21 protein-coding genes, 1 tRNA gene and 2 pseudogenes are annotated in these 23,548 nt (G+C 54.5%); 6 read left to right on the forward strand and 18 right to left on the reverse strand.

Features of this window, described 5'->3' with window-relative positions; genetic code table 11:
• Positions 1-75 precede the first annotated feature (75 nt).
• The 4 genes from R2K26_RS06940 to R2K26_RS06955 all read right to left on the reverse strand — a co-directional run bounded on the left by R2K26_RS06940 (position 76) and on the right by R2K26_RS06955 (position 2,137).
• Positions 76-978 (reverse strand): LysR family transcriptional regulator, encoded by a 903-nt coding sequence (locus R2K26_RS06940; protein ID WP_308448906.1) that lies wholly within the window; start codon positions 976-978, stop codon positions 76-78.
• Complete coding sequence (locus R2K26_RS06945; RefSeq protein ID WP_176820330.1) at positions 975-1,271, reverse strand: cysteine-rich small domain-containing protein; 297 nt, start codon at positions 1,269-1,271, stop codon at positions 975-977. The genes R2K26_RS06940 and R2K26_RS06945 overlap by 4 nt, the downstream gene beginning before the upstream one ends.
• A 76-nt stretch (positions 1,272-1,347) precedes the next feature.
• The gene (locus R2K26_RS06950; protein WP_176820329.1) at positions 1,348-1,764 is read right to left on the reverse strand and encodes an RNHCP domain-containing protein; all 417 of its coding nucleotides are present in this window, start codon (positions 1,762-1,764) and stop codon (positions 1,348-1,350) included.
• Positions 1,754-2,137 carry an RNHCP domain-containing protein gene (locus R2K26_RS06955; protein WP_316519364.1) on the reverse strand — a complete coding sequence of 128 codons (384 nt, stop codon included), beginning with the start codon at positions 2,135-2,137 and terminating at the stop codon, positions 1,754-1,756. The genes R2K26_RS06950 and R2K26_RS06955 overlap by 11 nt, the downstream gene beginning before the upstream one ends.
• Before the next feature lie 339 nt (positions 2,138-2,476).
• On the opposite strand from R2K26_RS06955, the gene R2K26_RS06960 reads away from it, so the two are divergent.
• A complete protein-coding gene (locus R2K26_RS06960; RefSeq protein ID WP_316519365.1) occupies positions 2,477-3,271 on the forward strand; it encodes a LytTR family DNA-binding domain-containing protein in 795 nt (264 codons plus the stop codon).
• A gap of 236 nt (positions 3,272-3,507) precedes the next feature.
• Positions 3,508-3,584, forward strand: a tRNA-Met gene (locus R2K26_RS06965).
• A 259-nt stretch (positions 3,585-3,843) separates the two neighbouring features.
• On the opposite strand, the pseudogene R2K26_RS06970 reads toward R2K26_RS06965, so the two are convergent.
• Positions 3,844-4,017 (reverse strand): annotated as a pseudogene (locus R2K26_RS06970) (site-specific integrase); the annotation flags it as partial.
• Between the two features lie 260 nt (positions 4,018-4,277).
• On the opposite strand from R2K26_RS06970, the gene R2K26_RS06975 reads away from it, so the two are divergent.
• Positions 4,278-4,415, forward strand: coding sequence for a hypothetical protein (locus tag R2K26_RS06975; protein ID WP_316519366.1), 138 nt, complete (start codon positions 4,278-4,280; stop codon positions 4,413-4,415).
• Positions 4,416-4,794: 379 nt separating this feature from the next.
• Here R2K26_RS06975 and R2K26_RS06980 read toward each other — a convergent pair.
• From R2K26_RS06980 to R2K26_RS07040, 13 genes and pseudogenes are all read right to left on the reverse strand, one after another.
• Positions 4,795-5,138 (reverse strand): annotated as a pseudogene (locus R2K26_RS06980) (recombinase family protein); the annotation flags it as partial.
• 356 nt (positions 5,139-5,494) lie between these two features.
• A complete protein-coding gene (locus tag R2K26_RS06985) occupies positions 5,495-8,611 on the reverse strand; it encodes an S-layer homology domain-containing protein (RefSeq protein WP_316519367.1) in 3,117 nt (1,038 codons plus the stop codon).
• A 227-nt stretch (positions 8,612-8,838) separates the two neighbouring features.
• Complete coding sequence (locus R2K26_RS06990) at positions 8,839-9,153, reverse strand: hypothetical protein (RefSeq protein ID WP_316519368.1); 315 nt, start codon at positions 9,151-9,153, stop codon at positions 8,839-8,841.
• Positions 9,154-9,751: 598 nt separating this feature from the next.
• Positions 9,752-10,963, reverse strand: a complete 1,212-nt coding sequence (locus R2K26_RS06995; RefSeq protein ID WP_316519369.1) for a LuxR C-terminal-related transcriptional regulator — start codon at positions 10,961-10,963, stop codon at positions 9,752-9,754.
• A gap of 417 nt (positions 10,964-11,380) precedes the next feature.
• On the reverse strand, positions 11,381-11,557 hold the full coding sequence (locus R2K26_RS07000) for a hypothetical protein (protein ID WP_316519370.1): 177 nt from the start codon (positions 11,555-11,557) through the stop codon (positions 11,381-11,383).
• A complete protein-coding gene (locus R2K26_RS07005; RefSeq protein ID WP_316519371.1) occupies positions 11,554-12,516 on the reverse strand; it encodes a carbohydrate kinase family protein in 963 nt (320 codons plus the stop codon). Before R2K26_RS07005 ends, R2K26_RS07000 begins: the two co-directional genes overlap by 4 nt.
• A 36-nt stretch (positions 12,517-12,552) precedes the next feature.
• Entirely contained in the window at positions 12,553-13,407 is an 855-nt protein-coding gene (locus R2K26_RS07010; protein ID WP_316519372.1) for a class II fructose-bisphosphate aldolase, read from the reverse strand.
• Positions 13,408-13,426: 19 nt separating this feature from the next.
• Positions 13,427-14,386 carry an aldo/keto reductase gene (locus R2K26_RS07015; protein WP_316519373.1) on the reverse strand — a complete coding sequence of 320 codons (960 nt, stop codon included), beginning with the start codon at positions 14,384-14,386 and terminating at the stop codon, positions 13,427-13,429.
• A gap of 251 nt (positions 14,387-14,637) precedes the next feature.
• Positions 14,638-16,467 carry an extracellular solute-binding protein gene (locus R2K26_RS07020; RefSeq protein WP_316519374.1) on the reverse strand — a complete coding sequence of 610 codons (1,830 nt, stop codon included), beginning with the start codon at positions 16,465-16,467 and terminating at the stop codon, positions 14,638-14,640.
• A 42-nt stretch (positions 16,468-16,509) separates the two neighbouring features.
• On the reverse strand, positions 16,510-17,418 hold the full coding sequence (locus R2K26_RS07025) for a carbohydrate ABC transporter permease (protein WP_316519375.1): 909 nt from the start codon (positions 17,416-17,418) through the stop codon (positions 16,510-16,512).
• A gap of 16 nt (positions 17,419-17,434) precedes the next feature.
• The gene (locus tag R2K26_RS07030) at positions 17,435-18,358 is read right to left on the reverse strand and encodes an ABC transporter permease subunit (protein ID WP_316519376.1); all 924 of its coding nucleotides are present in this window, start codon (positions 18,356-18,358) and stop codon (positions 17,435-17,437) included.
• A gap of 46 nt (positions 18,359-18,404) precedes the next feature.
• The gene (locus R2K26_RS07035) at positions 18,405-19,829 is read right to left on the reverse strand and encodes a glycoside hydrolase family 32 protein (protein WP_316519377.1); all 1,425 of its coding nucleotides are present in this window, start codon (positions 19,827-19,829) and stop codon (positions 18,405-18,407) included.
• A gap of 31 nt (positions 19,830-19,860) precedes the next feature.
• Positions 19,861-21,279 (reverse strand): hypothetical protein, encoded by a 1,419-nt coding sequence (locus tag R2K26_RS07040; RefSeq protein ID WP_316519378.1) that lies wholly within the window; start codon positions 21,277-21,279, stop codon positions 19,861-19,863.
• Between the two features lie 315 nt (positions 21,280-21,594).
• Between R2K26_RS07040 and R2K26_RS07045 the strand changes: the two genes are divergently transcribed.
• The 3 genes from R2K26_RS07045 to R2K26_RS07055 all read left to right on the forward strand — a co-directional run bounded on the left by R2K26_RS07045 (position 21,595) and on the right by R2K26_RS07055 (position 23,542).
• Positions 21,595-22,575 carry a LacI family DNA-binding transcriptional regulator gene (locus R2K26_RS07045; protein ID WP_316519379.1) on the forward strand — a complete coding sequence of 327 codons (981 nt, stop codon included), beginning with the start codon at positions 21,595-21,597 and terminating at the stop codon, positions 22,573-22,575.
• A 95-nt stretch (positions 22,576-22,670) separates the two neighbouring features.
• Positions 22,671-22,859 carry a hypothetical protein gene (locus R2K26_RS07050; RefSeq protein ID WP_316519380.1) on the forward strand — a complete coding sequence of 63 codons (189 nt, stop codon included), beginning with the start codon at positions 22,671-22,673 and terminating at the stop codon, positions 22,857-22,859.
• A 182-nt stretch (positions 22,860-23,041) separates the two neighbouring features.
• On the forward strand, positions 23,042-23,542 hold the full coding sequence (locus R2K26_RS07055) for a transposase (RefSeq protein ID WP_316519381.1): 501 nt from the start codon (positions 23,042-23,044) through the stop codon (positions 23,540-23,542).
• Positions 23,543-23,548: the final 6 nt, after the last annotated feature.

Genomic DNA, 23,548 nt, shown 5'->3' on the forward strand with positions numbered 1-23,548 from the left:
TTTCCGTCTTGTAAAATACAAGAAAAAAGCGGTTTGCCATAGGTTTTTGCTATGACAAGCCACTTTCGGTTCGCATTATTGCATTGTGAACCTCTTTAAAGCGTCGATATAATATTGCGCAAACAAGCTCGGCTCCACGTTTTCGCGCGTGAGATAACCGATTTCCATGTAATCGTCAAGATTGAGCGGCACGGCGACGATATTTTTGCCGTTTAGACTCTCGTTGATGACGCCGCTGCAAATGGTGTAGCCGTTCAGCCCGATGAGCAGATTGAACAGCGTTGCGCGGTCACAGACGTGGATGTCTTTGGCGCACTCAAGCGTGCTCTGAATTTCCTCGGAAAAATAAAACGCATTGTGGTCGCCCTGCTCATAGGAAAGGCGCGGGTACGGCGCTAAGTCCTCCAGTGTGACGCTTTTTCGCTTTGCAAGGGGATTTTCTGCACCCAAAAACACGTGCGGCCCCGCTTTGAACAGCGGGTGAAACCCCAGCCCGTGCGCCTTAATCGTCTTTTTTAAGACCGTCTCGTTGAACGGGTTTAAATACAAAACGCCGACTTCGCTTTTTAATAACGCCACGTCCTCGATGATCTCATACGTCTGCGTTTCGCGCAGGTGAAAATCGTACGTTTCGCCGCCGTGCTCCTTTAAAAGCGCTACGAAGGCCTCCACTGCAAATGAATAGTGCTGCGTGGAAACGCAAAAACGTCTGCGCACGGGCGCGCCGCCGAAATACCGCTCACGCATAAGGTCTAATTGGCTGTTCACCTGCCGCGCGTAGCCGAGAAATTCCTCGCCCTCCGGCGTTAAGGTCACGCCCTTGTTCGTGCGGCGGAAAAGCGTGACCTGCAATTCGTTTTCGAGCTCCTTAATCGACGCGGTGAGGCTGGGCTGCGCGATGAAAAGCCGCTTTGCCGCCGCGCTGATGGTGCCTGTTTCCGCCACGGCAAGCACATATTGAATTTGCGTAAGCGTCATGCGTTCTCCCCGCTTTCGGTTCTGTTTTCCGCTTCCAGCCGTTTTAATACGCCCAGGATGTCCTTGTAGCGCGCGATAACCTTTTGGTAGTTTTCGCGTCGGTGCGGAAAAAGGCAGTTCGTGCAGTCCTTGATGCCGTTTTCTTTATATTGAAACGCGCCGCCGCAGTTGCGGCCCAAAGCGTAAAGCGGGCAGTAGCAGAAAAGACAATTGAAATTTTCCGGGTCCGCGCCCTTGTGGCAGGGAAAATACTCGCATTCTTTATGCGCAAAATAGCTGTAATTTTGAGACATATTGGCTCCTTTTAAGCGTGCAGGATACGCGTTTACGTGAACGTGAAGCTCGGGTTATGGTCACGTTTATCGCCTCTTATGCTTTGTCTTCCATGGTTTTCACCATGTTTTTGATGCGCTTTGGGTCGAGACGCGGGCTGCCGTAAGGGCGCAGGGCCAAAGCCATCAGCTTCATGGGGTTATCGTCCGCCGCAATGCGGTTAGAGCCCATTTTGCCGCACACCGTGCAGCGGTGAATGACAGCCCACTCCCCGTTTTTGCGCACCCACACGCTGATGGGCTCCATGACGCCGTGGCACGCGGACGCGCGGTCGCCGGGCTCGTTATCCACATGGACGCTCGAAAGGCAGTACGGGCAATGGTTGCGGTGGTCGCTGCCTGCGCCCTCGGGCAGAATTTCGCGCCCGCAGACCTTGCACGTGAACGGGTCTAAGCACGCATGCTTTTTGTAGTAGCCTTTTTCGTATTTTCTGCGCTTATTTTCACGGTTCACGGCCATATCCTCCTTTGTCGCCCGCGCCGCCCATCATGCGGGTAAGCTCCTCTATTTTTTCCAGTGGGAACGGCGGCATGGAAAGCGGCCGCCCGGCAATGGAAAGCAGCAAAACGGGGTCGTCCTCGTCCGAAACGTGCGTAGAGGCAATCTCGCCGCAAAGGCTGCACCGGCCTAAAATCTCCCAGCTGTCATCGGGCTTCACCCAAATGGAAACGGGCTGTAGCTTACCGCCGCATTCATAGCCCTCGCTGTCCGCTTCATGGACAGCGGTAAGGCAGCGCGGGCAGTGGGCATATTCTCTTTCGGGCACGTTTTCCGCCGGCTCAAAGCCACAGGCAGGGCAGTGAAAACGCTTGGGGGTATATTCCATAGGGTCGTTTCCTCCTTGTTTTTCGGGAAAATATCTATAAAAACAAGTATAATATGAATCGCCACATTCGTCAATTCCGTAAAGGGAAAAACGCCTTGCATTCCCGATAAAAAGGGACAATACCGCACATAAAACTTTCGACAGTGCGCGGTATTGCCCTTGACAGATTGATCAAATTGGAATAGATGAGATCAGAATAGCCGCTTACGTTCCCATAGAAACTTCTGCCGGTCTCATAGTTTTTTAAAAATCGTATTGATTTTAGCAGGGTATTGCAATATACTTTAATAAATACAACTTGTTTTTCGACAAATAAGACGTTTTTTTGCGAGGTGCACTATGACTACACAAGCTTTGCTGCGGCTTTCCGCCGACATTATAACGCGGTATTACAATAATGAGATCGAGCCGTTTCTGGCGGCCTGCCACCCGGACGTGCTGTGGATCGGCCCGGCAAATACACAGATTATCCGCACGCGCGAAACGCTCATCAAGGCGTTTGCCGAAGAGCACCACAGTCTGCGCTTTGAGATGCACGACCTTGTGACCGTGCCGCTCATGACGCCCAGCAGCAAGGTACTTGAGGTGCTGCTGTTTTTTGACGTAGACACCATTTGGCCGGACAACAGCATGCAGCGTGTAAAGCAGCGCATTCAGCTTTCGTGGGTGGTGGAAGGCGTGCAGCCGTTCATCCGCGTGTGTCACGTTTCCAATGCACTCGATTACGATGACCGCGATGTGATCTACCCCGTGCACTATGGAGAAGATCGTGTGCGCCTGGCGGTGCTTTCCGGCGAGGACCGCACGCCGCGCATCGTTTTAAAGGGCGCGAACAAGGCCATGCTGTACCTGCGCCCCGCGTATATCGATTACTTAGAGACAAGCGGCATGCACACCTATATTCACACACAAAACGACATACGGGAATCGACCGAGCGACTGACGGCGATCGATAAGCGCTACCCGGGACTGTTTCTGCGCTGCCACGAAAGCTACCTTGTGAACCCCGACCGCGTGACGGAAATCACCCGCTTTCATTTGACGCTTATAAACGGCATCACTTTGCCCATCCCCGAAAAGAAGTACACGACCGTTAAAAAGCGACTCTCGGAGATGCTGGCGAAAGAGAAATAAATTCCCCCACCGTTCATGTGGTTTCCCTCACCCCTATGGGATCCCGGCAACACCGGGTTATTTTTAACCTCTCGCACATAGGCAAAGCCTTACAAATCGTCCATGTGTTCGACCTCCTTTACCGCGCCTTCATACAAAATACAGCACTTTACGAATTTTTAAATTTTTTTAAAAAAACACTTGCTTTTTTCGTTTAGCTGTTGTATAATAATTGAGCACTTGAGAAGTGAATATATCGCGGGGTGGAGCAGTTCGGTAGCTCGTCGGGCTCATAACCCGAAGGTCGTAGGTTCAAATCCTGCCCCCGCAACCAAAAACCCCAGGTTTTGTTCCCTGGGGTTTTCTCTTGTATTTTTGTCGGACATTGCCAATAGCTACTGTCTTCATTTCGGTAATTGCTGTGCAATCAGCACTGTTTTTTCGCCAAAACGGACAGCAAAGAACCACTCCAGAGCTTCTCGGCTCCGGGGTGGTTTTTCGTCCTGACCCATATCTGACCCATACCGTTTTTCCCTGGGTTTGGGTCAAACTCTGGAGCGGATACCACCGCATACCAGCCCCTGGAATTTTTCTCACGGCATCCTCTGCCCCAGCACCCCATCCATCTTCTTCGCTGCCTCCCGCTGGGCTGTGGTGGTGACGTGAGCGTAGGTGTCCAGGGTAAACCCTGCGCTGAAGTGGCCCAGGACGGAGGAGACGGTTTTCACGTCTACCCCGTTTTGCAGGGCCAGGGTGGCGAAAGTGTGCCCTTACGGTATAATTACGACAAACCGGAAAAGCCCCGTATATCAAGGGTTTTCGGTTATCTGGCAAGGTTTTTCATCCTTTTCCAAACCGAAAAATCGAGCCCGAAGTAGTTATATTGTAGGGGGTGTTATAGTAACGACAAAAATAAAATACCGTTTGGGCGGGCTGTCAGCCCGTCCAAGAAATCAGGACATTTCCTCTGAAAAGAAGAAATGTCCTTTTTTTGTACCCAAAATCAGATGCCGACAGGAGGAACACAATGCCTGAAAAAGCAGTGCAGAAAGAACCGGGCAAAAAGCCGAAACCACAGCAGGAAGTGATCGTTCATGTTCCACTCTCCAGACTGCACGACTTTCCCAACCATCCGTTCAAGGTGCGGGACGACGAGGCCATTTAGTATTTTATTGTGCGGGATTTTCCGTATACGGATTCCCCGTGTACGGGTTTCCCAGATGCGGATTATCCGCGTGTGGATTTCCCCTGTGCGGATATTGCCACACGGAGACAGCAGAAAAATAATCCTTATGGCCTCTGAGAACTGTTAGCCGAGGTATGAATACGAGATACGGCAAGCCGTTCAAAAGCCGCTTATAGCGAAAGAAACCGCCCAAAATCGACCTTTATCTTGACAATTAAATCGCCCTGTTTATCTACCCATTCAAGGTAAAGAAAACCGCCTGTCCCTTTGGCCGATCAGCTCGGCCAAAGGGACAGGCGGTTTAGATTTACTGATTGCTAACGCACTGCTGATTTTGTGTCATTCTTTATTCGAGGTTGTCATTCATAATATTGCGGAATGGTGTGAAATCGTCCTCTCCCCTTTCGCTGTCCACCCCATCGTTGACGCGATGAAGTGGACGTTGTGCATGGGGAAAACGGTCTCCGTAAGCTGCCCAACCTCCAGATAGTTGCGTCCCAGACGGGACATGCCCTTGACAATCACGGTGGAGACTTTTCCCGCCTCCACCAAAGCCATCATCTTCTGGAATCCATTTCGGTTCATGGTGACACCGGAAACACCATCGTCCACGAAAATGCGAACATTCTTGAATTTGTGCCGCCAGGCGTAATCCAGAAGAAGGGCCTTTTGGTTGGAAATGGAGTTGCTCTCTCCCTCCAGCTCGTCACCCCGGGAAAAGCGTACATATGTTTGTACATTCTCCGATTTTCCGAAAGCTAGGGTAGCAAACGTGTGTCTCTCTGTCCTCGCAGAAAATTAGGTAGGCGTAGACCGACAGCTCACCGGGGGAAAGTTCCAGGGTGAAGATTTCGTTAGGCAAAAGAAAAAATCCTCCCTGCCGTAGTTTTCTCTTGCAAGTTTTTCTCATATTTTTTCAGCCGTCCTCCTTCCCGTTTTTCAAATTTTGTTTTGCGAAGCCTTTTTTTGTTTAATGCGGCTCAACTTTTGCGTGGGGGCAGGCCCTGCTTTTTTGGTACGCAAAAGGCCGGGATTGCTCCCGGCCTCCGCATAAAAATTCAATTTTTCACCAGGTTCTGGTCGAACCGCATCAAGATACTTGCCGCCTGGGTGCGGATGGCGGTGCCTCCCGCGTCGATGGTACCATCGTCGTGGCCGTTAATCAGCTCATTGCCATTGGCCCAGCTCATGGCTATCTCGGCCCAATCGGCTACGCTGCCGCTGTCCGGGAACTGGCTCAAATCACCCTCTGCCGTCAAGTCGTAGCCTTTGTACTTGGCGTAGTTATAAAGCATCTGGGCAAACTCCTGGCGGGTAATGCTGTCTGTGGGCTGGAAGGTGCCGTCCCCGTAGCCGGTGGCCACGCCGGTGATTCTGGCCCAATACACGGCATTGCCATACCATTCCTCGGCGTTTACGTCCTCGTAGGGGTAGCCCAGGTTCTCGCCGGAAAGGTCCGGCTGGCCCTCCAAATTGTAAAGAATCTGCGCGGCCATAGCCCGGGTCAGGGCGGTGGCGGGGGTCACGTCCTCAAAGGGCAGGGGTGTGGGGAGGAAGCTGGCCTCCACCGTCACCTTGCTGGCGGGCATGGTAAAGGTGTACTTGCCGTCGCCCTTATCCGTGAGGGTGATTTCCTCGCCCCGGCTGTCCAGGACGGTCAAGCTCTCCAGCTCATAGCCCAGGTCGGGGGTGGCGGTAATGGTGATGAGGGTGCTCCGGCTGGCCCTCTTATGAGATGCGGTGACGGTGCCGTACTCCGTGTCCGCCACGGTCACGGGATAGGTGGTCACCCCGCCGGAAGAACGCCGGGTCACAGTGACTTCGACGCTTTCACTGGCAAACTTGGTCCCGGCCGCTGCTGGGTACCGCACCCAATAGGTACCCGCGCTGATGCTGGATACTGTTTCATCGGTAAATGCCGTCCATGTAGCGCCATTATCTGTGCTGTATTCCATCGTGGTGTCTGCACCGTTGATTTTCAGGGTGCCGCCGGTGACGCCCTGGGGCGCAGCAGGCCGGGCGGGGATCGGGAGTTCCGCCGCCGCGCTGGCCGGCGCGCCGTCATCATCCGCCGCGTGGCGAATGTAGAGGATCTTTCCGGTGTAGCCAGCCAGGGAACTTCCGTCGGCAATCTCCGTGCCGGTGAAGTCCACCGCCGTGTTGACCTCATAGCCGCTATTGATCGTGATGGTTTCCGCTGTGTAGTTAATGGAATACCCCTCGCCCGTCTGCGGGGCGGCATAGGCAGTGTAGACCGTGACATCGGCGATTTGGGACGCCTCGGCGTCATCGGTTTCCGCCACGCGCACATAGAAAGTGTATTCCATGGCCGCCTTTAGGCCGGTAAATTCATGGGTACTGTTCCAATTCTGCTTGTCGGTGCTGTATTCCCATTCCGCATTATAGGGTAGGGTGATGGTGGTGTCCGTCGCGTCAATCCCGGTCACAGCGGGGGCTTGTCCCGGAGCGGCTTTCGTGGTGGCCTGGGCACGGGATTCCTCGCTGACGAAGTCGGGAGACTCACCCGATGTTACCGCTGCGTAACGGGCGTAGATGGTATAAGTCTTCTCCGCGGTCAGGCCGCCGAACGTCAAGCTGCCGTCCGTGCCCGTCTGCCACTGGTCATTATCCTCCAGCCGGTACTCCATGCCGGTTTCAGCGGTAATGGTGATGGTCGTGTCCGTCCGATCCGTGACCGTGGGCGCATCCGGGGCCCCGCGCCGGATGGGAATGGTAAACTCCGTCCAACCAGAGGGATTTTGGGTGATGTATTCCGCCTTGCGGATGTAGAATGTCTCACCGAGAGAGTCGGAGAGACCGCCGGAAAAAATCTCCGTCCCGCCGCTCTGGGCGGTAAAGACCTCATAGCCGCTGTGGATGGAAAGGGTCTCCTTTTCGTAGTCAATGGTATAGCCCTCACCGGCAACGGGCGCGGTCTGGGGGCCCCTGATGATCGTGCCGGTATTGACGACCGAGTTATTGCCCGCTATGGTCACCAGGCCGCTGCTGTTGTCCAGCGTGCCTTGGTTGGTCAGGACGCCGCTGTCGGTGATCGGGATGGTGCCTTCGTTGGTCAGCGTTATACCCGCCGGGATGGTCAAACTGGCGCCATCGGCGATGGCCAGCGTCTGGCCCTCTTCAACGGTAAAGCCCCCTGCAAGGGTTTGACGGCCGTACACCTGGCCGCTGCCGCCCTGAAAGATGATGCCGCTCCACTGGGACTGGTCGCTGCTGGGGTTGATGCTGCTCGCGTAGAGGATGGCATCGCCACCCGTGCCGGTGGAAAAGGTGTCGCCATTGATGCCGGTCCATCTTTCTGTAGCCGTTACCATGCCGCCGTAGATGGTAATCCAGTAGTCGTCGCCATCGAAGCCGCAGCCAATGCAGGCGCCGTTACCGCCGCCGGAGATGGTGACGGCGCCGTTACCGCCGCCGGTAGCCGTTACCATGCCGCCGGTGATGGTGATGTCGCCGCCGCTGTCGCCAGAGCCGCCGCCGATGCCGGCGCCGTCCCTTCCTCCGGTAGCCTTTACCGTGCCGCCGGTGATGGTGATGTCGCCGCCGGTGCCGCCGCCGATGCCGGCGCCGTCCCTTCCTCCGGTAGCCTTTACCGTGCCGCCGGTGATGGTGATGTCGCCGCCGGTGCCGCCGCCAATGCCGGCGGCGAATTCTCCTCCGGTGGCTGTTATCGTGCCATCATAGATGTTGATGGTACCACCTTCGCGTGAGCCGCCGGTGGCCGTCACATCGCCGCCGAAGATGGTGATGGTGCCGTCATTCGCGGGGGATTCATAGAGCTGGCCGCCGCCGAAGCCGGCGATGCTGGAGCCGCCGTAGATGGAGATGTAGCCATCGTGGCCATCGCCGCCGTCTCCACCACTGCCGTCATCTCCAACACGGCCGCCGCCAATACCGGCGCCGTTACCTTTACCGGTAACTTTTATATCGCCGCCGTAGATGATGATTTTGCCGCAGTTTTGGCCCGTTTCGCTGCCCAGCGCAGCGGCGTTTGCAATTCCGTCAATTTTCAGCTTGCCGCTGCTCTCTTTCTGCCCATAGATTGTCAGAGAGTTGCCCTCATTGACAATGATCGACTTGTTCGTGGTCATGCTGCAGCCATCTTCCAGAATCAGACAAACGTCCCCTTGGATCTCGATGGGTGCGTTAAACGTCACAGCGTCTCCCTTCCTGACGACATACCAGCCGCCCTTCCAAGTTATTCTCTCTACACTATCGCTGCTCTCTACGATGGTCGCATTTTTCGCACTACCCTCTATACGAGTTAGTGTTCCATCAGATAATAAATTATAATAGATATATTTTACATCATCTGCCGTTTCCGCCCAGGCCGGGGACGCCGGGAGCAGCGCAAACAGCATGCAAAAGCACAAAAGCACCGCTGTCAATCGTTTTCGCATGGCGATTCCTCCTTGGTTCCTGGGTTTGGGCCGCTCCCGCGGGAGCGGCCCGTTTTCTTCCGTTGCTCATTGTTACATACTCCCAGCAGGGAGCCGGGAAATTGGTGGTAATGGCGGCAGGAGCCGCAGTCAATGCTTGCTGGGTCATTGTCCACCATCTCGGCCTGGGGGCAGGCGTCCTCAATGGTTAACAGAATGGGACGGCCCGCCGTGGTGTAGACAGGCCCGTTATAGTAGCCCTCGTAGCTCTCCGCCTCTCTTTGGAGATGGTCGTCCCAATATACGGGAACTTCGATCACTTCCCCCTCAAACTCATGCCGCTTGACCTTTTCCATACCTTATCCCCCTTTCTCTCGCCCAGGGCCGTCCCCGCAGCAAGGGCGGCCAATATCAAAGCGCCGGAGCGGGCGCGGCGCTTTCGCTGCCGCTCTATTTCCTTGACCCGTTCCTTTACCAGCGCGACGCGGGTTTCATGGCTATACACTCTGCGGACCCCCCTCTCCCCAAACGCCGGGCCTTTCAAAACGCAAAAAGGGCGCGCCCCGCCCACGGAATAACCGTGGACGCAGCGCGCCCCTTGAAACGGCGTTATGAGATTCTTTTTGTACGCAGGAAAAAAGGACAGACTTATGCTGTCTGTCTGTCTGTCTGTCTGTCTGTCTGTCTGTCTGTCTGTCTGTCTGTCTGATTATGGGGGAGAAATCCCGTTTGTCAAGACTTATTTTGCAAATCTCCATCTCTTTTTTACCTGCATTTCTGCGGCAGACTCCGCCGCAGTTTGGGGCGGTGGTTCTATGGCCGCATTTTTATTATACAGGGAAAAAAGAGGGAATACCATCACCCATTTTGACCCCTAAAATGGATGACCCCTGGAACAGCTTTCAGGAGACATTTTGCCTATAAAAGCATATATTGTTTCAGGTCTTTTCGGTTCTGCACATTCAGCTTCCGCATGGCCTCGGAAATGTGGGTTTTGGCCGTATTTACCGATATTTTCAGGTGTTCCGCGATCTCCTGGGTCGTCCAGTCGCGGGCCGCAAGCATGGCAATTGCAAACTCCGTAGTCGTCAGATCGTCGGCCACATCGTGGCCTGTTCTGGGGTTGTGAACTCTACGCCACCCGGAAGAGAAACGATAGGTGATGTCAATAATCCTTTTGAAATCTTCCGGCCATTTTGGTTTGATAACCGCTTCCAGCATGGTCCCTAAAAGCCCGTGGTGTTCCCCAAAGCCCTCGATCAAGTCGTCGGGGCGGGCAATCTCCCAGGCGGCGAGCAGATGGGCCTCGGCCCGGTCCGTTTGTTTCATGCTCATGTAGTCCATGACCGCGATCAGATGTAAATAGATGGCGGGAATGGGATAGTCCGACGCGCCCATGGCAAGGGTGGCCTCCACAATCCCGGCGCTGTGGTCGTACTCCTGCTTCAAATAGAGGTAGTGGGCCTGGACATACAGGGCAAAAGCCCGCAGTCCCGGCGGCAGCAGGGGCAGGAAGCTCTTGGCCTGGGGCATTTCCTCCGGCAGCGGCAGGTGCAGCAGCACCGTCCCCGTAAACGAGATAAACGCCGCAGCCGCCCGAAACTCCGGCACCTGTTCCCCCGCGTTTGCAAGGGAAACATTCAATTCCCCCAGGGCAAACTCGGCCCGCTGAATCCGTTTCAGGGAGAGGTTTGCATAGGCATAGAGCAGGCAGGCGGACAGCCGCGCCCCCATGTCGGGGCTTGTGAGGTAGGCTTCCGCTTCTTTTGCCGCTTTCTCCGGGTGGCCTGTGAAGTAGTGGTATTCCGCTGTGGCTATGTCCCGCCGTGGGCCGGGAGCCATGACCTCCACCGTATCCCGGCACTTTCCCGGCGCAAAGGCCGTATTCATCAGGGGCATAAAGTTTGCCTGGTCTATCAGCGCGCCGGAAGCGGTCTTTACCGGGGCAGACTTCCCTTGCCTGCGCGTCTGGCGGGGGTCAGCGGGCTTCTCCGCGTCGGCGGGAATAGCCCAGGCTTTCCCCACCCGCTGTGCGCCGGATATACGCCCCTCGGCGCAGTATTGGTTTATTCTCCGTTCCGACACGCCCCATTTTTCCGCCATTTCTTGGGTAGATCGATAATTCGCCATATCCACACCTCTTGCTCAAGGGTTTGGCTTTGCCCTTTTTAGTATAACTCCGCGTCAGGTCCAGCCGCAACCTCTTTCCCTTGGATTTTTCTTTCAAGCAGTTGACTGCGCCCACCTCGCCGAGTATAATAGAAGCAGAAAGGGCGCTGTTGCAAACTTGTGACGGTTAGCCCCAACTGGTTAACATTTTTGGACAAATGCTAGCCGCTGGTTGCCGCCAGCGGCTAGCACACTTTTGGGGCAAACACTTATGGCCAGCGCCAAAACGACGGCCAAGCATATTGCAAAGCGCAGAGCTTTCGCCCCGCGGCTGTTTCCCATAAGTATCACCCCCTCTCTGCATGAAATTTTGAGGTGGCCCTCCCCTATTTCCGGGTAAGCAAAAGGCTGGAACTTCTTCCAGCCTCCGCATAAAATTCAGTTTTTCACCAGGTCCTGGTCAAACCGCATCAGGATACTTGCCGCCTGGGCGCGGATGGCGGTGCCTGCCGCGATGACTTCCATAACCTTGTTCTTCTTCCGTTTGGCTTCTTCCACGCTCAGAAAACTCCGCTTGGTGGGGGCCACCTTCAGCACGAGCCGCTGTTTTCTCATAGCTGCAATTTCCTCCCGTAGAATTCTACTCGCTGGTTGATCTCCGCGTAGTCGATCTCTCCGGTCTGTAAGTACTTTTGCACCGTGTCCCAATCCGGGATCCCCGCCCGGCCGCCGATACGGGTGCACTTGATGCAAGACGCACCCGTGGCCAGCCGCGCGGCCTCCTTGGGGAGCAGACCCCGCAACAGGCCTACCACATAAGCCCCGTGGAACACGTCCCCGGCGCCCACGGTGTCCACGACTGGAATCTGGAAAGAGGGTACTTCAAAATACCCATCCTCCGGGCTATACCCCACGCATCCCTTGGGTCCCAAGGTAAAGATGACGATGGACGGCCCTTTTTCACATAGGAACCTGCAGTTCTTCTCGTACTCCAGGTCCCGGAACAGGGCGTGGTAGAAAAACTCGGATCCGATAAACACATCGATGAGTCCGATGTTCTCCATCATCTCCGAGGAGTAGCTGTCCGCGTCTACGATTACCCCGGCGCCTGCCGCCTTGGCACGGCGCATGGCCTCCAGCGAGACCGCCGTCACATGGGAGATGAAGAACCATTGGCAGTCCTCCAATATCTCCTGATCCAGCTCCTCAAAAGTCGGCGGCTGAGCCGTCCCGCGCCGGTACACGATGGTGCGCCCGTTGGTCTCCCGGTCGCTGATGACGATAGACAGGGACGTGGTCTCCCCCTCCCGCACCTTCATCCCGCTGACGTCGATGCCGTGGCGCTCAAAGTCCCGGATGCAGAACTGCCCGTAGTCGTCGCTGCCCACCGCGCCCATCATGGCGCACTTGGCCCCCAGGCGGGCGCAGGCCACCATCCCGGAGGCCACCTTCCCGCCGCCCTGCCAGCTCATGTCCCGCACCCCTGTACCCCCGTTGGGCTTGGGGAACACGTCCACGTTCACCGCCAGGTCCACGCAGGGCATGTCGTACCCTGCCACTTCAAACCGTTTCAAAACAATTCCTCCTAAAGGCCCCCTGTGGGCCTTCCCTTAAAATGAAAACTTGTTGGGGTTTAAAAGCCGCATCTTCCCCCGCACAAACTCGATGGCGTCCTCCGCCGCCGCGTTCATCAGGCCGAACAGGTTCCCCTTGGCCTCTCCCGCGGCCACCTGCTTCTCCACGCTGGCGTAGCAGGCCCGGAAGTACTCCGTGGCGATGTTGAACTTGCTCATGCCCAGCCGCACGCTCTCCTGCAGCTGCTCGTGGGGGATGTCCGAGCACCCGTGGAGCACCAGCGGGATGGGCAGCGCTTTCCGCAGCGCGGCGATCCGCTCAAAGTCCAGGTTGGGCGTCTGGACGTAGGCCCCGTGGGCGTTGCCCACCGCCACCGCCAGGGACCCGCACCCGGTCCGCTCCACGAACTCCACCGCCTGCTCCACGTTGGTGTAGTGGTCCGCGTTGACAATGTCGTCCACATTTGCCCCGGATCCCACATGGCCCAGCTCCGCCTCCACGTCCACGTTGAACACGCCTGCCGCCTGCACCACTGCCGCGGTCAGCGCCACGTTCTCCCCATAGGGCAGGGCCGAGCCGTCCACCATCACCGAGGGGAACCCGTCCCGCACGCCGCCCACAGCGATGCCGTACCCCGCCGAGTGGTCCAGGTGTACTCCGATGGGTACCTCCGACTTCTCCGCGAAGTCCTTGGCGATGGACGCCACATGCTTTAAGGCGATGTACTTCTCAAACCCCGGGTAGAACTGGATGATTACAGGGATCCGCTCCCGGCCCGCCGCCTCCGCCACCCACTTGATGGTCTCATAGTTGCACACGTTCACCGCCGCCACGCCGTAGTGGTCCTCCGTGGCGTGCCGCAGCAGGTCGTTGACCTTTACCAATGGCATCTCAAACGACTCCTTTCTCTCAGTCCGCTGTGTTGGTGTTGAAGAACAGGGTGTAATGGGGCAGGCCCTCTGTGAACTCCCGGCTGGCCCGGTCGATGGCGGCGTAGTCCTCCTCTGAGAACTGCCACCCAGAGGCCTGGATATTCTCCGCTGCCTGCTTCCCGTTTTTCGCGCCCACAATGGGAGCTGTGATCCCTGGCGCCTGCAGTAGCCAGGCGATGGCCCCCTGGGCCGGGGTCTTGCCGTATTTGGCGCTGATCTCCTTCAACACCTGGGTCACCTCCAGGGCGCGATCATAGTTCTCCGGCTGAAACAGGGCGGCGCGGCTGCGGCCGTCCGTGAAAGTGGCACCCTTTTGATACTTGCCAGTCAGCAGGCCCTGAGCCAAGGTGCTGTAGGGAATAACCGCGATGTCATTTTCCAAGCTGAACTTCAAAAGCTCCTCGTCGTACCGCCATAGCAGGCTGTAGCAGGGCTGGATCACATCCACCTGCCCGTACTCCATGGCTGCCTTCATCTCCTCTAGGGAGAAGTTCGAAAGCCCGATGGCACGGATCTTCCCCGCTTTCTTCAGCTCCGTCATGGTCTCCATCCGCTCCTGAATGCTCACTTCCTCCTCAGGGATAGGGTAGTGCAGGAAGTACACATCCAGATAGTCCGTCCCCAGGCGGGACAAGCTGTCCTCACAGGCCTTCACCATCTTGTCGTGGTCCATGGACGGCTTGAACACTTTGGAGATAATCTTCACCTTGTCCCGGCCGATTCGCCGGGCGGCTTCTCCCACCACCCGCTCGGAGCGCCCGCTGCCGTAGATCTCCGCCGTGTCAAAGGTGTTGACCCCGTTCTCATAGGACACCCGCAGCGCCTCCAGGGAGCTCTCGTCCTCCGTGGCCCCAAAGTAGTCCCCTCCCATGGCCCAGCACCCCAGGATAAGCTCCGATACCTTTACTCCGCTTTTACCCAGCTCTTTATAGTTCATTTCCTTTCGCTCCTCTCTTTTTTGAGCGGTCCTAGCTCTCTCCAGGCTCTTCGGTCCAGAAAGGGCAAGGTTATTTCCCGCCCGCGTTTGTACGATACACTTGTTTTTCCTTGAATTTAGCGATTTCGAAATGTCAATGAAACGTTTTTAAATGCCTATTTTATGCAGAAAGCCCTATCAGCCAAACATTCACTTTGACTAATAGGGTTTCTGCTAGACGTTATCCCTATATTTTAACAAAAAGATGCATTTTACTCTGCATTATAGCGGTCCACGGCGCTCTGCCACACAGAGAGCAGATCAGCCAAACCGGCACCTTCCAGCTCACTCTGATAGCTCTCCCAGGACTCATCGGTCACGCCGTTGAGAACCCAATCCACCACATAGCGGTCCACAATGTCGGAAATGGTGGGCTGGATTTGAGAAATGCGGGAGGACTCTTCCACAGAGAGCATCACCTTGGGCATAACGCTGTCAGCGTATTCTTCCATAATCTCTTCCTTGCCGTTGGTGATTTGGCCATTGATAATTATGGGGGCGTCAAAGGTACACATATCGTAGTAGGAGTCCTTGATGATGAAGGAACCACGGCAGGGCGTGGTGTTCTCGCGGGCGGAATTTTGGCCGTCGGCGAACTCGCCTTGAGGAAGTGTGTTGCCGTTCTCATCGGTGGGCTTCAACAGGAAGCCGTCCTCTTCCTCCACAAATACAGAGCCCACAGAGCCCCAGTTAGAGGTGATAGCCAGCTTGGGATCACGGTTGATGGCTTCCAGCATCAGGCCGATGACATGTGGGAACTCGCAGTTGGTGGTGATGGCAGTGTTGGAGGTGTCTTGCAGCTCGGAGTAATTCAGGCGGAAACCGGTGCTGCCGCTCTCACCCTCCAAGCGGGGCAGGGCCTCATACTGGTTACGTACATCGATGTTGTTGATGGAGGCGCTGCCACCCCAAGTACTGAAAGTGCCCACTGTGGCCACATCCTGCTTCAGCAGGGAGTTTTCGAAAGACAGGCTAGTGTCGGCCTCGAAGGAGCCATTCCAGATCAGGCCCTCGTTCCACAGCATATTGAAGAACTCCGCAGTCTTGCGGAAGGCCTCGTCGGTGGCGGAGAAGGCGACCTTGCCGTTCTCGTCAATGTACAGGTGATCGGCGTAGTTGTTGCCGCCGCAGTAGGAATCGGCCTGGCCGAAGCAAGCGGTGAAGCGGTAGAACAGGTCGTTAGAGCCGAAGGTGTCGTGGGCGCCGAACTGCACAGCCAGGGGATACTCGTCCTCCACGCCGTTGCCGTTCAAGTCGCCGGCATCGCGGAAAGCCTTCAGGACTTCTACCCATTCGTCAACCGTGGTAGGCATATCCAAGCCAACCTGCTCCAACCAATCGGTGTTGATCTCAAAGGGGCCGGGGGTCAGCACCATTCCCGTCATCTCTTCAATGTAGGGGAAACCGTATATATGGCCGTCTGGCGCTGTGGCAATTTTGCGGTATTCGGGCTTACTCTCCAACAGGGCCTTGTACTCGGGCATATAGTTGTCGATGATGTCCTCGGTGGGGAGGAACACGCCCTGGTCCGCATATTGGGTGACAAAGTTGCTGGACTGGCCGTCCACAAAGTTCCAGAAGCAGTCAGGCAGCTGGTCACCGCCGGCGGACAGGGTCAGGTTGATCTTCTCGGCGACGCCGTCGTAGGGTACATCCTGCCATTCAAAACGAACTCCGGTGAGTTCTTCCCACTGCTTGACCATCTCCAGCTCGGTAACGCCCCGGGTACGGCTTCCGGTGTAGTGGACAAACATACTGATCTTCCCATACTTTTCTTCAAAGGCATCGGGGTCGGGGATGATGGGCATAGTGCCGTCCAGGTTGATTAAGCCCAGGCTTACGGCCTCCTTCTCCTGGTCGGTCAAACCGGGGTATTGGGTCTCGTCCACCTCCGCAGCGGAGCCATTGGAAACGCTGGAATCACCGGCTGCGCTGGAAGTCCCGCCGGATGAGGTGGAAGAGTCGCCGCCTCCGCCGCAGCCGGCAAGGCTTGCTACCAGCAGACTGAGCGTCAGGCACATGGCCAACAAACGTTTTTTCATTGTTTTTTCCTCCTTGCAAAAAAGTTTTTCTATCCTTCTTACTTACCCTTTCACCGCGCCGACCATCACGCCTTTTGCAAAGTATTTTTGCAAGAAGGGGTAAACTATCAGCAGCGGGGCCGCGGCAAGTACGACGGTACAATATTTCAGCTGCTCCGCCAAGCGCTGGCGCATGGCGATCTCCTGAGCGTTGCTGGTGATAGAGTTGACCTGGTTGGATAACACCAGGTTGCGAAGCACTACCTGTAAGGGCATCTTGTCCTGCCCAGAGAGAAACATCAGCGGGTTGAAGAACTGGTTCCACAGTGCGGTGGCGTAAAACAGGCACATCACTGCGATGATAGTGGAGGACAGGGGAATGACGATGCGGAAGAAAAACACAAAGTCGTTACACCCGTCAATTTTGGCAGCCTCCAGCATCTCTATGGGAATACCCGTGTCGAAAAACGACCGGCACACAATCAGGTTGTACACCGAAACAGCCACCGGCAGCGCCACCGCCCAAATGGTGTCGTAAATATGTAGGTTTTGCACCACCAAGTACAGGGGTACAATGCCGCCGTTGAAGAACATGGTGAAGGTAAACAGGAACATAATCACCCGGCGGCCCGGCAAGTCCATGCGAGACAGAGCGTAGCCGGCTGGAATGGTACAAATAAGCGAAATAATGGTACCCACGAAGGTGTAAATCAGCGTGTTTTTATAGCCCGTCCACAGAGGGGCATAGCTGAAAGCCCGCTTGTATCCATCGATATAGGGGGCTTCCGGGTACAGCAACAGCTTGCCAGTGTTGACCACCGTGGGGTCTGTAATGGAGGCGAGCAGCACATAATACAACGGATAGACAATGACAATGGTGATCAGCGTCATAATGATGGCATTGACAATGTCGAACACACGGTCGCCCGCGGACTGCTTAATCGGTCTGGTATTCTTTTTAAAAACCGCCATAATGCTCCCTCCTCCCCTAAAACACGCTGATATCGCTGAAGCGCTTGGACACAAAGTTCACCAAGACCAACAGGATAAAGTTGACAACTGAGTTGAACAGGCCTACCGCTGTGGCAAAACTGTACTGCGCCTGCTGCAAGCCCACCTTGTACACATAGGTGGAAAGCAGCTCACTGACCGTGGTGTTCATGTTATTCTGCATCAAAAAGGCTTTTTCGTAGCCAACGTTCATAATGTTACCCACGTTTAAAATTAGCATCAGGATGATGGTAGGAAGAATCAACGGCAAATCGATGCGGAGAATCCGCTGGAACCGAGTGGCGCCGTCCACAATGGCCGCCTCATAATAGTCGGTGCTGATACCCACCAAAGCCGCAATGTAGATGATAGCGTTAAAGCCCATGCTCTGCCACACCGATGATCCCACATATAAAGGCCGGAACCATTCGGGCAAGCTGGTGAAGAAAATCTCTTTTCCACCCAGGTCGGTGATGATGCTGTTGATGAGGCCGTTGGCGGAAAACAGTAGCGAGATAATGCTGACGATGATGACCGTAGAGAGAAAATAGGGTGCGTAGGAAATAGTTTGAATTGTCTTGCGCAGCTTTCCTCCGCGAATCTGGTTAAGCAGCAGGGCAAAGATGATGGGAACTGGGAACCCGACCACCAGCGTCAGCAAACTAATGATCACTGTGTTCCAAATGGCGTTCACCGCGATGCTGGTGCTAAAGAACGTTTCGAAATGCTTTAAGATCGGGTCTGCCCAGGGGCTTCCCAAAATGCCGATGTTTCCCTTGTAATCCTTAAAGGCGATCAACAGGCCATACATGGGATAATAGGCAAACAAAATCAACCAAACCACGGCCGGCAACAGCAACACATACAACTGCCACTTTTCCAGCACTTTTCTGACTGTGTACTTGTGTTTTCTACCCTCCATATCGGGCTCCATCCTTTCCGATTTGTCTCTAGTAACGCGAAACGCATTACAAGGTAAACAGCTCCAGGGCCTCGACCTCCACTTCCCCGTCGATGGCGAACAGACCAAACCGGCGGTCCTGATAGTCGTACATCCGGGCGTTCATGGCGATGTCGTCGTTGATGTAGACAACCAGGACGGTCCCCTCCACAAAAACCTTCAACTTATATTCCTTCCCGGCTTCCAGCCGAAGGGGACGCTCCATTTCCACCGCGTAGGGGAACATTTTGCCGCCCTCTCCGTCCTCGCCCCAAAAGCGAATGCCCGAAACATACTCCAAACGATTGCGGGCCGGTTCCAACACCAGATAGTAGCCAGTGTCGTAGTTTTCATCCACTTGCAGGGCGATGCCGAACTGTCGGGTCCCTGGCTTGAATTTTAAAGTGGCCTCCAGTTTGCACTGCCGTGGCACCTGGTTCATCAGTATACCACCAAAGCCTGTTGGCGAAGAGAGAACGCCTCCCTGACCCGCCGGCTGCCAGTTTCCTAGCAGGGGCTCCACCTTCAACGAAGCTTTATGTCCCAAGGCGGTGTCTACATGGGGCTCTGGCGCCACCCGTAGCGTGCCATCGGGGTTTTGCAACACCTTGTGTACCACCATGTTGCCGCCCCAATCCCAGGCGCACACGTCCTGACTAATGCGGTTGGCCGGGTTGAACATCTTTTTGGGCAGCTCCTTGGTGGGATTCCAGCCGTAGATATACCGGTCCTTTCCATCGGTTCCGGTTTTGGCGGCATAGTAGGCGCAAGAGTCGAAGGTGTCCTGCTCCGGGGTGATCCACGGGCCGTTTAAGGATTTGCTCATGCGATACATAGTGGTGAACCGGTCGCAGTAGTTGGAGAACACCAGGTAATACCAGTCGCCCATTTTAAACAGGTCGGGACACTCGCAAGCGCCGTCCGCAGCCATAGGAGCGTACAGAGGCTGCCGGTACTCCCACGCAGACAAATCCAGCTTCTTGCTGGCGCACAGACCCACACAGGCTCGGCGTTCAGTCTTTCCTATCACCGAAGTGGCCAACAGCATCCACCACTCCCCGGCCTCTTCATTCCAAAAGACAAAGGGGTCGCGCCACTCGGACAAATCATAAATTTCCCCATCAGGTGGGAGCACTTCGTCTAGGATCTCCCAGGAATCCAGGTCTTTGCTCAACGCATGGCGGACAAACTGGCGGCGGGGGTTATCTTTAAAGGTGCAGTAAAACATATGGTACACACCGTCCACCTTAATAACTGAACCCGTACCCCCTTTGATGTGGGTAGGATGCTCTTGAAAGTGGAGGTGGTCCTGGGTGGTGAGCATATGCCAGCCGTCCTCGTGGCCGGCGTTACCCCGAGTATTTTTCAAAAAGAACGGTTTAAACTTACCATCATCGTAAAACGGGATCACATCTCCCAAAACGGCTTTTCCAGGTCGGTAAAACAACTCCATAGGTTCCCCTTCTTTCTCATGCGATATTTTATCAGGTCCACAGGCGGATATTATCAAAACGGGCCGTTCCGTTGGAGGCGAACAGGCCGAACAGCTGGTGACTGTAGTCATACATTCGGGTGTTCAGGGCAACCTGCCCGTCTAAATAGGCCACCACGATAGAGCCCTGGATGAACACCTTCAGCTTATGAGGCATATTGGGTTCTAGGGCGATGGGGCGTTCCATCTCCACATCGAAGGGGAAAGTCCAGCCGCCCTCGTCATACATCCGCAGGCCCGATTTCCACTCCAACCGAGCCCTGTGGGGCTGATAGCTGAGGTAATATCCCGTGCCGAACTCCCGGTTCACCTGAAGGGCCACGCCAATCTCCCGCACTGTTTCAGAGAAGGTGAGGTCCATTTCTAGCTTGCACACCTCCGGTACCCGGTTTTGGAACAGCAGTGTGCTAAATCCGTGGGGATTTCCCGTGGCGGCAAAGGTCTCTCCCACTTCCCAGGGGCCGTTCATGGGGGACAACGGAATTTTGTTGTGGATTGTCAAGGCCTGGTCCACCGCGTCGGGCACAGTGACACCCAACGTGCCGTCGGGATTTTGCACCAACCGATGAACCACCATAGCCCCACCCCAATCGAAGGAATTGTAATCCTTGCCGGGGTAAATAGGAGGATTGTAATCCCAGTTGTTGTAATACCGGGTTGGGTTCCATCCGTAGAGATAACGGTTTTGGCCATCGGTCCCGGTTTTGGCCGCGTAGAAGCAGCGGGTGTCGAAGCTGTCGTTAGCCGGGGCGATCCACGGACCATTAAGAGATTTGCTCATACGATAATAGGTTTGAAAACGCCCCGTGTACTGGGAATAGATGAGATAGTACCAGTCGCCTATTTTAAACAGATCGGGACACTCGTGAGCGCTGGTGTGCATACGGGGGGAATAGAAAGGCGGATGAATCTCCCAATGGTGTAGGTCTTGAGAGACGCACAGGGCTGTACATCCGCGGCGGGCCGTTTTGCCTCGCTCCTTGGCTGCCAGCAGCATCCACCACTCTTTTGCGCCCTCGTTCCAAAAGACGAAAGGATCGCGCCAATCAGTCAATTCGTAGATCTCCCCGTCGGCGGTAAAGCTCTCTTCCTCCAAGGTCTCCCAGTGGGCCAGGTCTTTGCTAACAGCATGCTTCACCGTTTCCCGTTTTGGATTTTGCTTAAAAGTGCAGTAAAAGAGATGATACATTTCATCCACCAGCAGCACAGAGCCTGTTCCCCCTCGAATTCCCGTGGGAGTCTCGGTAAAGTGCAGATGGTCTTGGGTGGTGAGCATAGTCCAACCAGAGGTGCTATCATCTCCAAAGTAGCCTCTGTTCCCCTTGAGATAAAAGGGCTTAAAGCAGCCTTTATCGTAAAAGGGAATCACATCTCCTACCACCGCGTTTTTGGGCTCGTAAAACAACTCCATACGCCAAACGCCTCCCCTTTCTTTTTTGCCAACAGAGGTACCCCTGTTCTCAAAAAAATGTGGTTTTGTAAATTTCCGCTTGACAACGTTGTCAATTTGAGTTAAAATACACCTTAAAGGAAAGAGGTCTTTTTATCATTCTTTTCTTTACCTTTAAACAGCACAGAGCTTGCTTTTTTGCTAAGCGTTTTACACAATGATTACGTTGTCAAATCGTTTTATGTAGTTATTATAGTCGCAATTCGTCCGTGTGTCAAGAGCTTTTGAAAATTTTTTGAAATTTTTGTCTATTTTTTTCACAATGGAGGTTTTAATATGCCAACCAGCAAAGATGTTGCCGTTTTAGCGGGAGTGTCCCCAGCCACAGTGTCCCGGGTGTTCCGAGGGGAAACAGTGGTGAAGGAAAAGACCCGCAAGTTGGTTTTAGAGGCAGCCCGCCAGTTGAACTACACCCCTAGCCACGCCGCCAGTATATTGAAAAAGAACAACAACCATACAGTGGCCTTTTTAGATCCTGACCCTCGCAATCCCTTTTACATCCAAATGATCTCTCAAATTGGGGAGATCCTCCAAGAACAGTACGGCTTTTCCTTGTTGATGGCGCCTGATACCCACTATGACAAGCGGCTGATCCCCGCCATTCAAACGTTTCTCTCTTACCGGGTGGAGGCTATTGTGTTCTCCCCCATAATGAGTCGCTTAATCCCCCAGCTCTCAGAACTGCTGACTAAGGAGCAAGACTGTAAGTTTTTACAGCTTCACAGCAAGTGCTATCCCCAGGTGGATTCCATAGCCTACAACGATGTGCTGGGTATGGATATGGCTACCTCTTACCTGCTGAGTCAGGGCCACCGGCGTATTTTGATTGTTTCAGATGACGTGGATCGCATTCAGGGGTGTCACCAGGCTTACCGCAAAGCAGGCATCACTTCCCCGGAAATTCCTGTGGTCCCCTTGCCTGTAGGGGTCACCGCCCAAGAGGTGTTCCAGTGCATCAAAAAGGCTCGCCCCACGGCCATTATCGCGGTTTCCGAAATGCTGGGCCTGGCCACCTACAGCGCCTTATCCCGGCTGGACCTGCGAGTTCCTCAGGATGTGAGCTTGATCGTCTTCGATGACACTGCCTGGACTCAGGCTATGGGAATCACGGTCATTAAGCATGACGACCAAGAGGTGGTCCAATACGCCGTAGATCGCCTGACCGGTCTTATCGACGGCCGCTACACTCAGGTGGATCACCACATTATATTGCCTTATTTGGAGTATAGAAATTCTGTGCGCAAAATACTCCCTTAATCTTGCCTTTTGTTTTCCGTGGATTTCTATATAATCAAGGCAGAGTGGCAAAAGTATCTGCTTCATTCTATGATCGGAAGCAATTCTTTTTTAACATGGAAAAGGATGCTTTAATTCTAACCGCCGATTCCACTTTGCCTGTTGTGGGCGGATTCTCTGGCCCAGAAATTCCACTGTGCCGTTTCATCATCCAAACAGGGGATCTCAACACCAAGACAAAAATGTATTGGGAAGTTAAAACCAAAACATTTTCTGTGCTAGCTAGAAGCCAATCCAAAATTTGACTTTTTATAACAGATTTCCCATAGTAAAAAAATGAAATCCAAATATATACGACAAGGTAACGGAGAACTTTCCACAGGCAGAGACCATAGTGGCCGATGCTGCCTACAAAACACCCCATATCTGCAAGAAAGTGTTTGACGATGGGCGAGTTTTATCCACAGCCTATAAGCGGCCCCAGACCATGAAGGGCGGGCACGAGTGGTGGAAGTATGTCTACGACGAATTCTACGACTGCGTGATCTGCCCCGAATACCAGCCGTTAAAATACAGCACTACAAACCGTGACGGATACCGGGAATACAAGAGCGATCCGAAGAAATGCGCCAACTGCCCGACCAGAGAACTGTGTACCCATTCCAAGGACTGTGGCAAAACAGTGCAGCGGCATATCTGGAAGGACTATGAAGAACTGGCAGATGACGCCAGATATACGCCAGCGTGCCAGGAGCTTTACAGAAAACGCAAAGAGACGATTGAACGTGTCTTTGCAGATGCAAAAGAAAAACACGCAATGCGTTATACACAGTACAGAGGCCTCACACAGGTGACAAACTGGGTGAAGCTTAAGTTTGCTGCCATGAACCTGAAAAAGCTGGCAACATGGAGGTGGAACGACCAGCACCATCTCTTGATTTTCCACACTTTCTTCTGCGAATATGCCAAAAACCCGGTTGCTGCGTAATATGCA

Source organism: Neglectibacter sp. CSJ-5 (genome assembly GCF_032490475.1).
Lineage (GTDB): Bacteria > Bacillota > Clostridia > Oscillospirales > Acutalibacteraceae > Hominenteromicrobium > Hominenteromicrobium mulieris.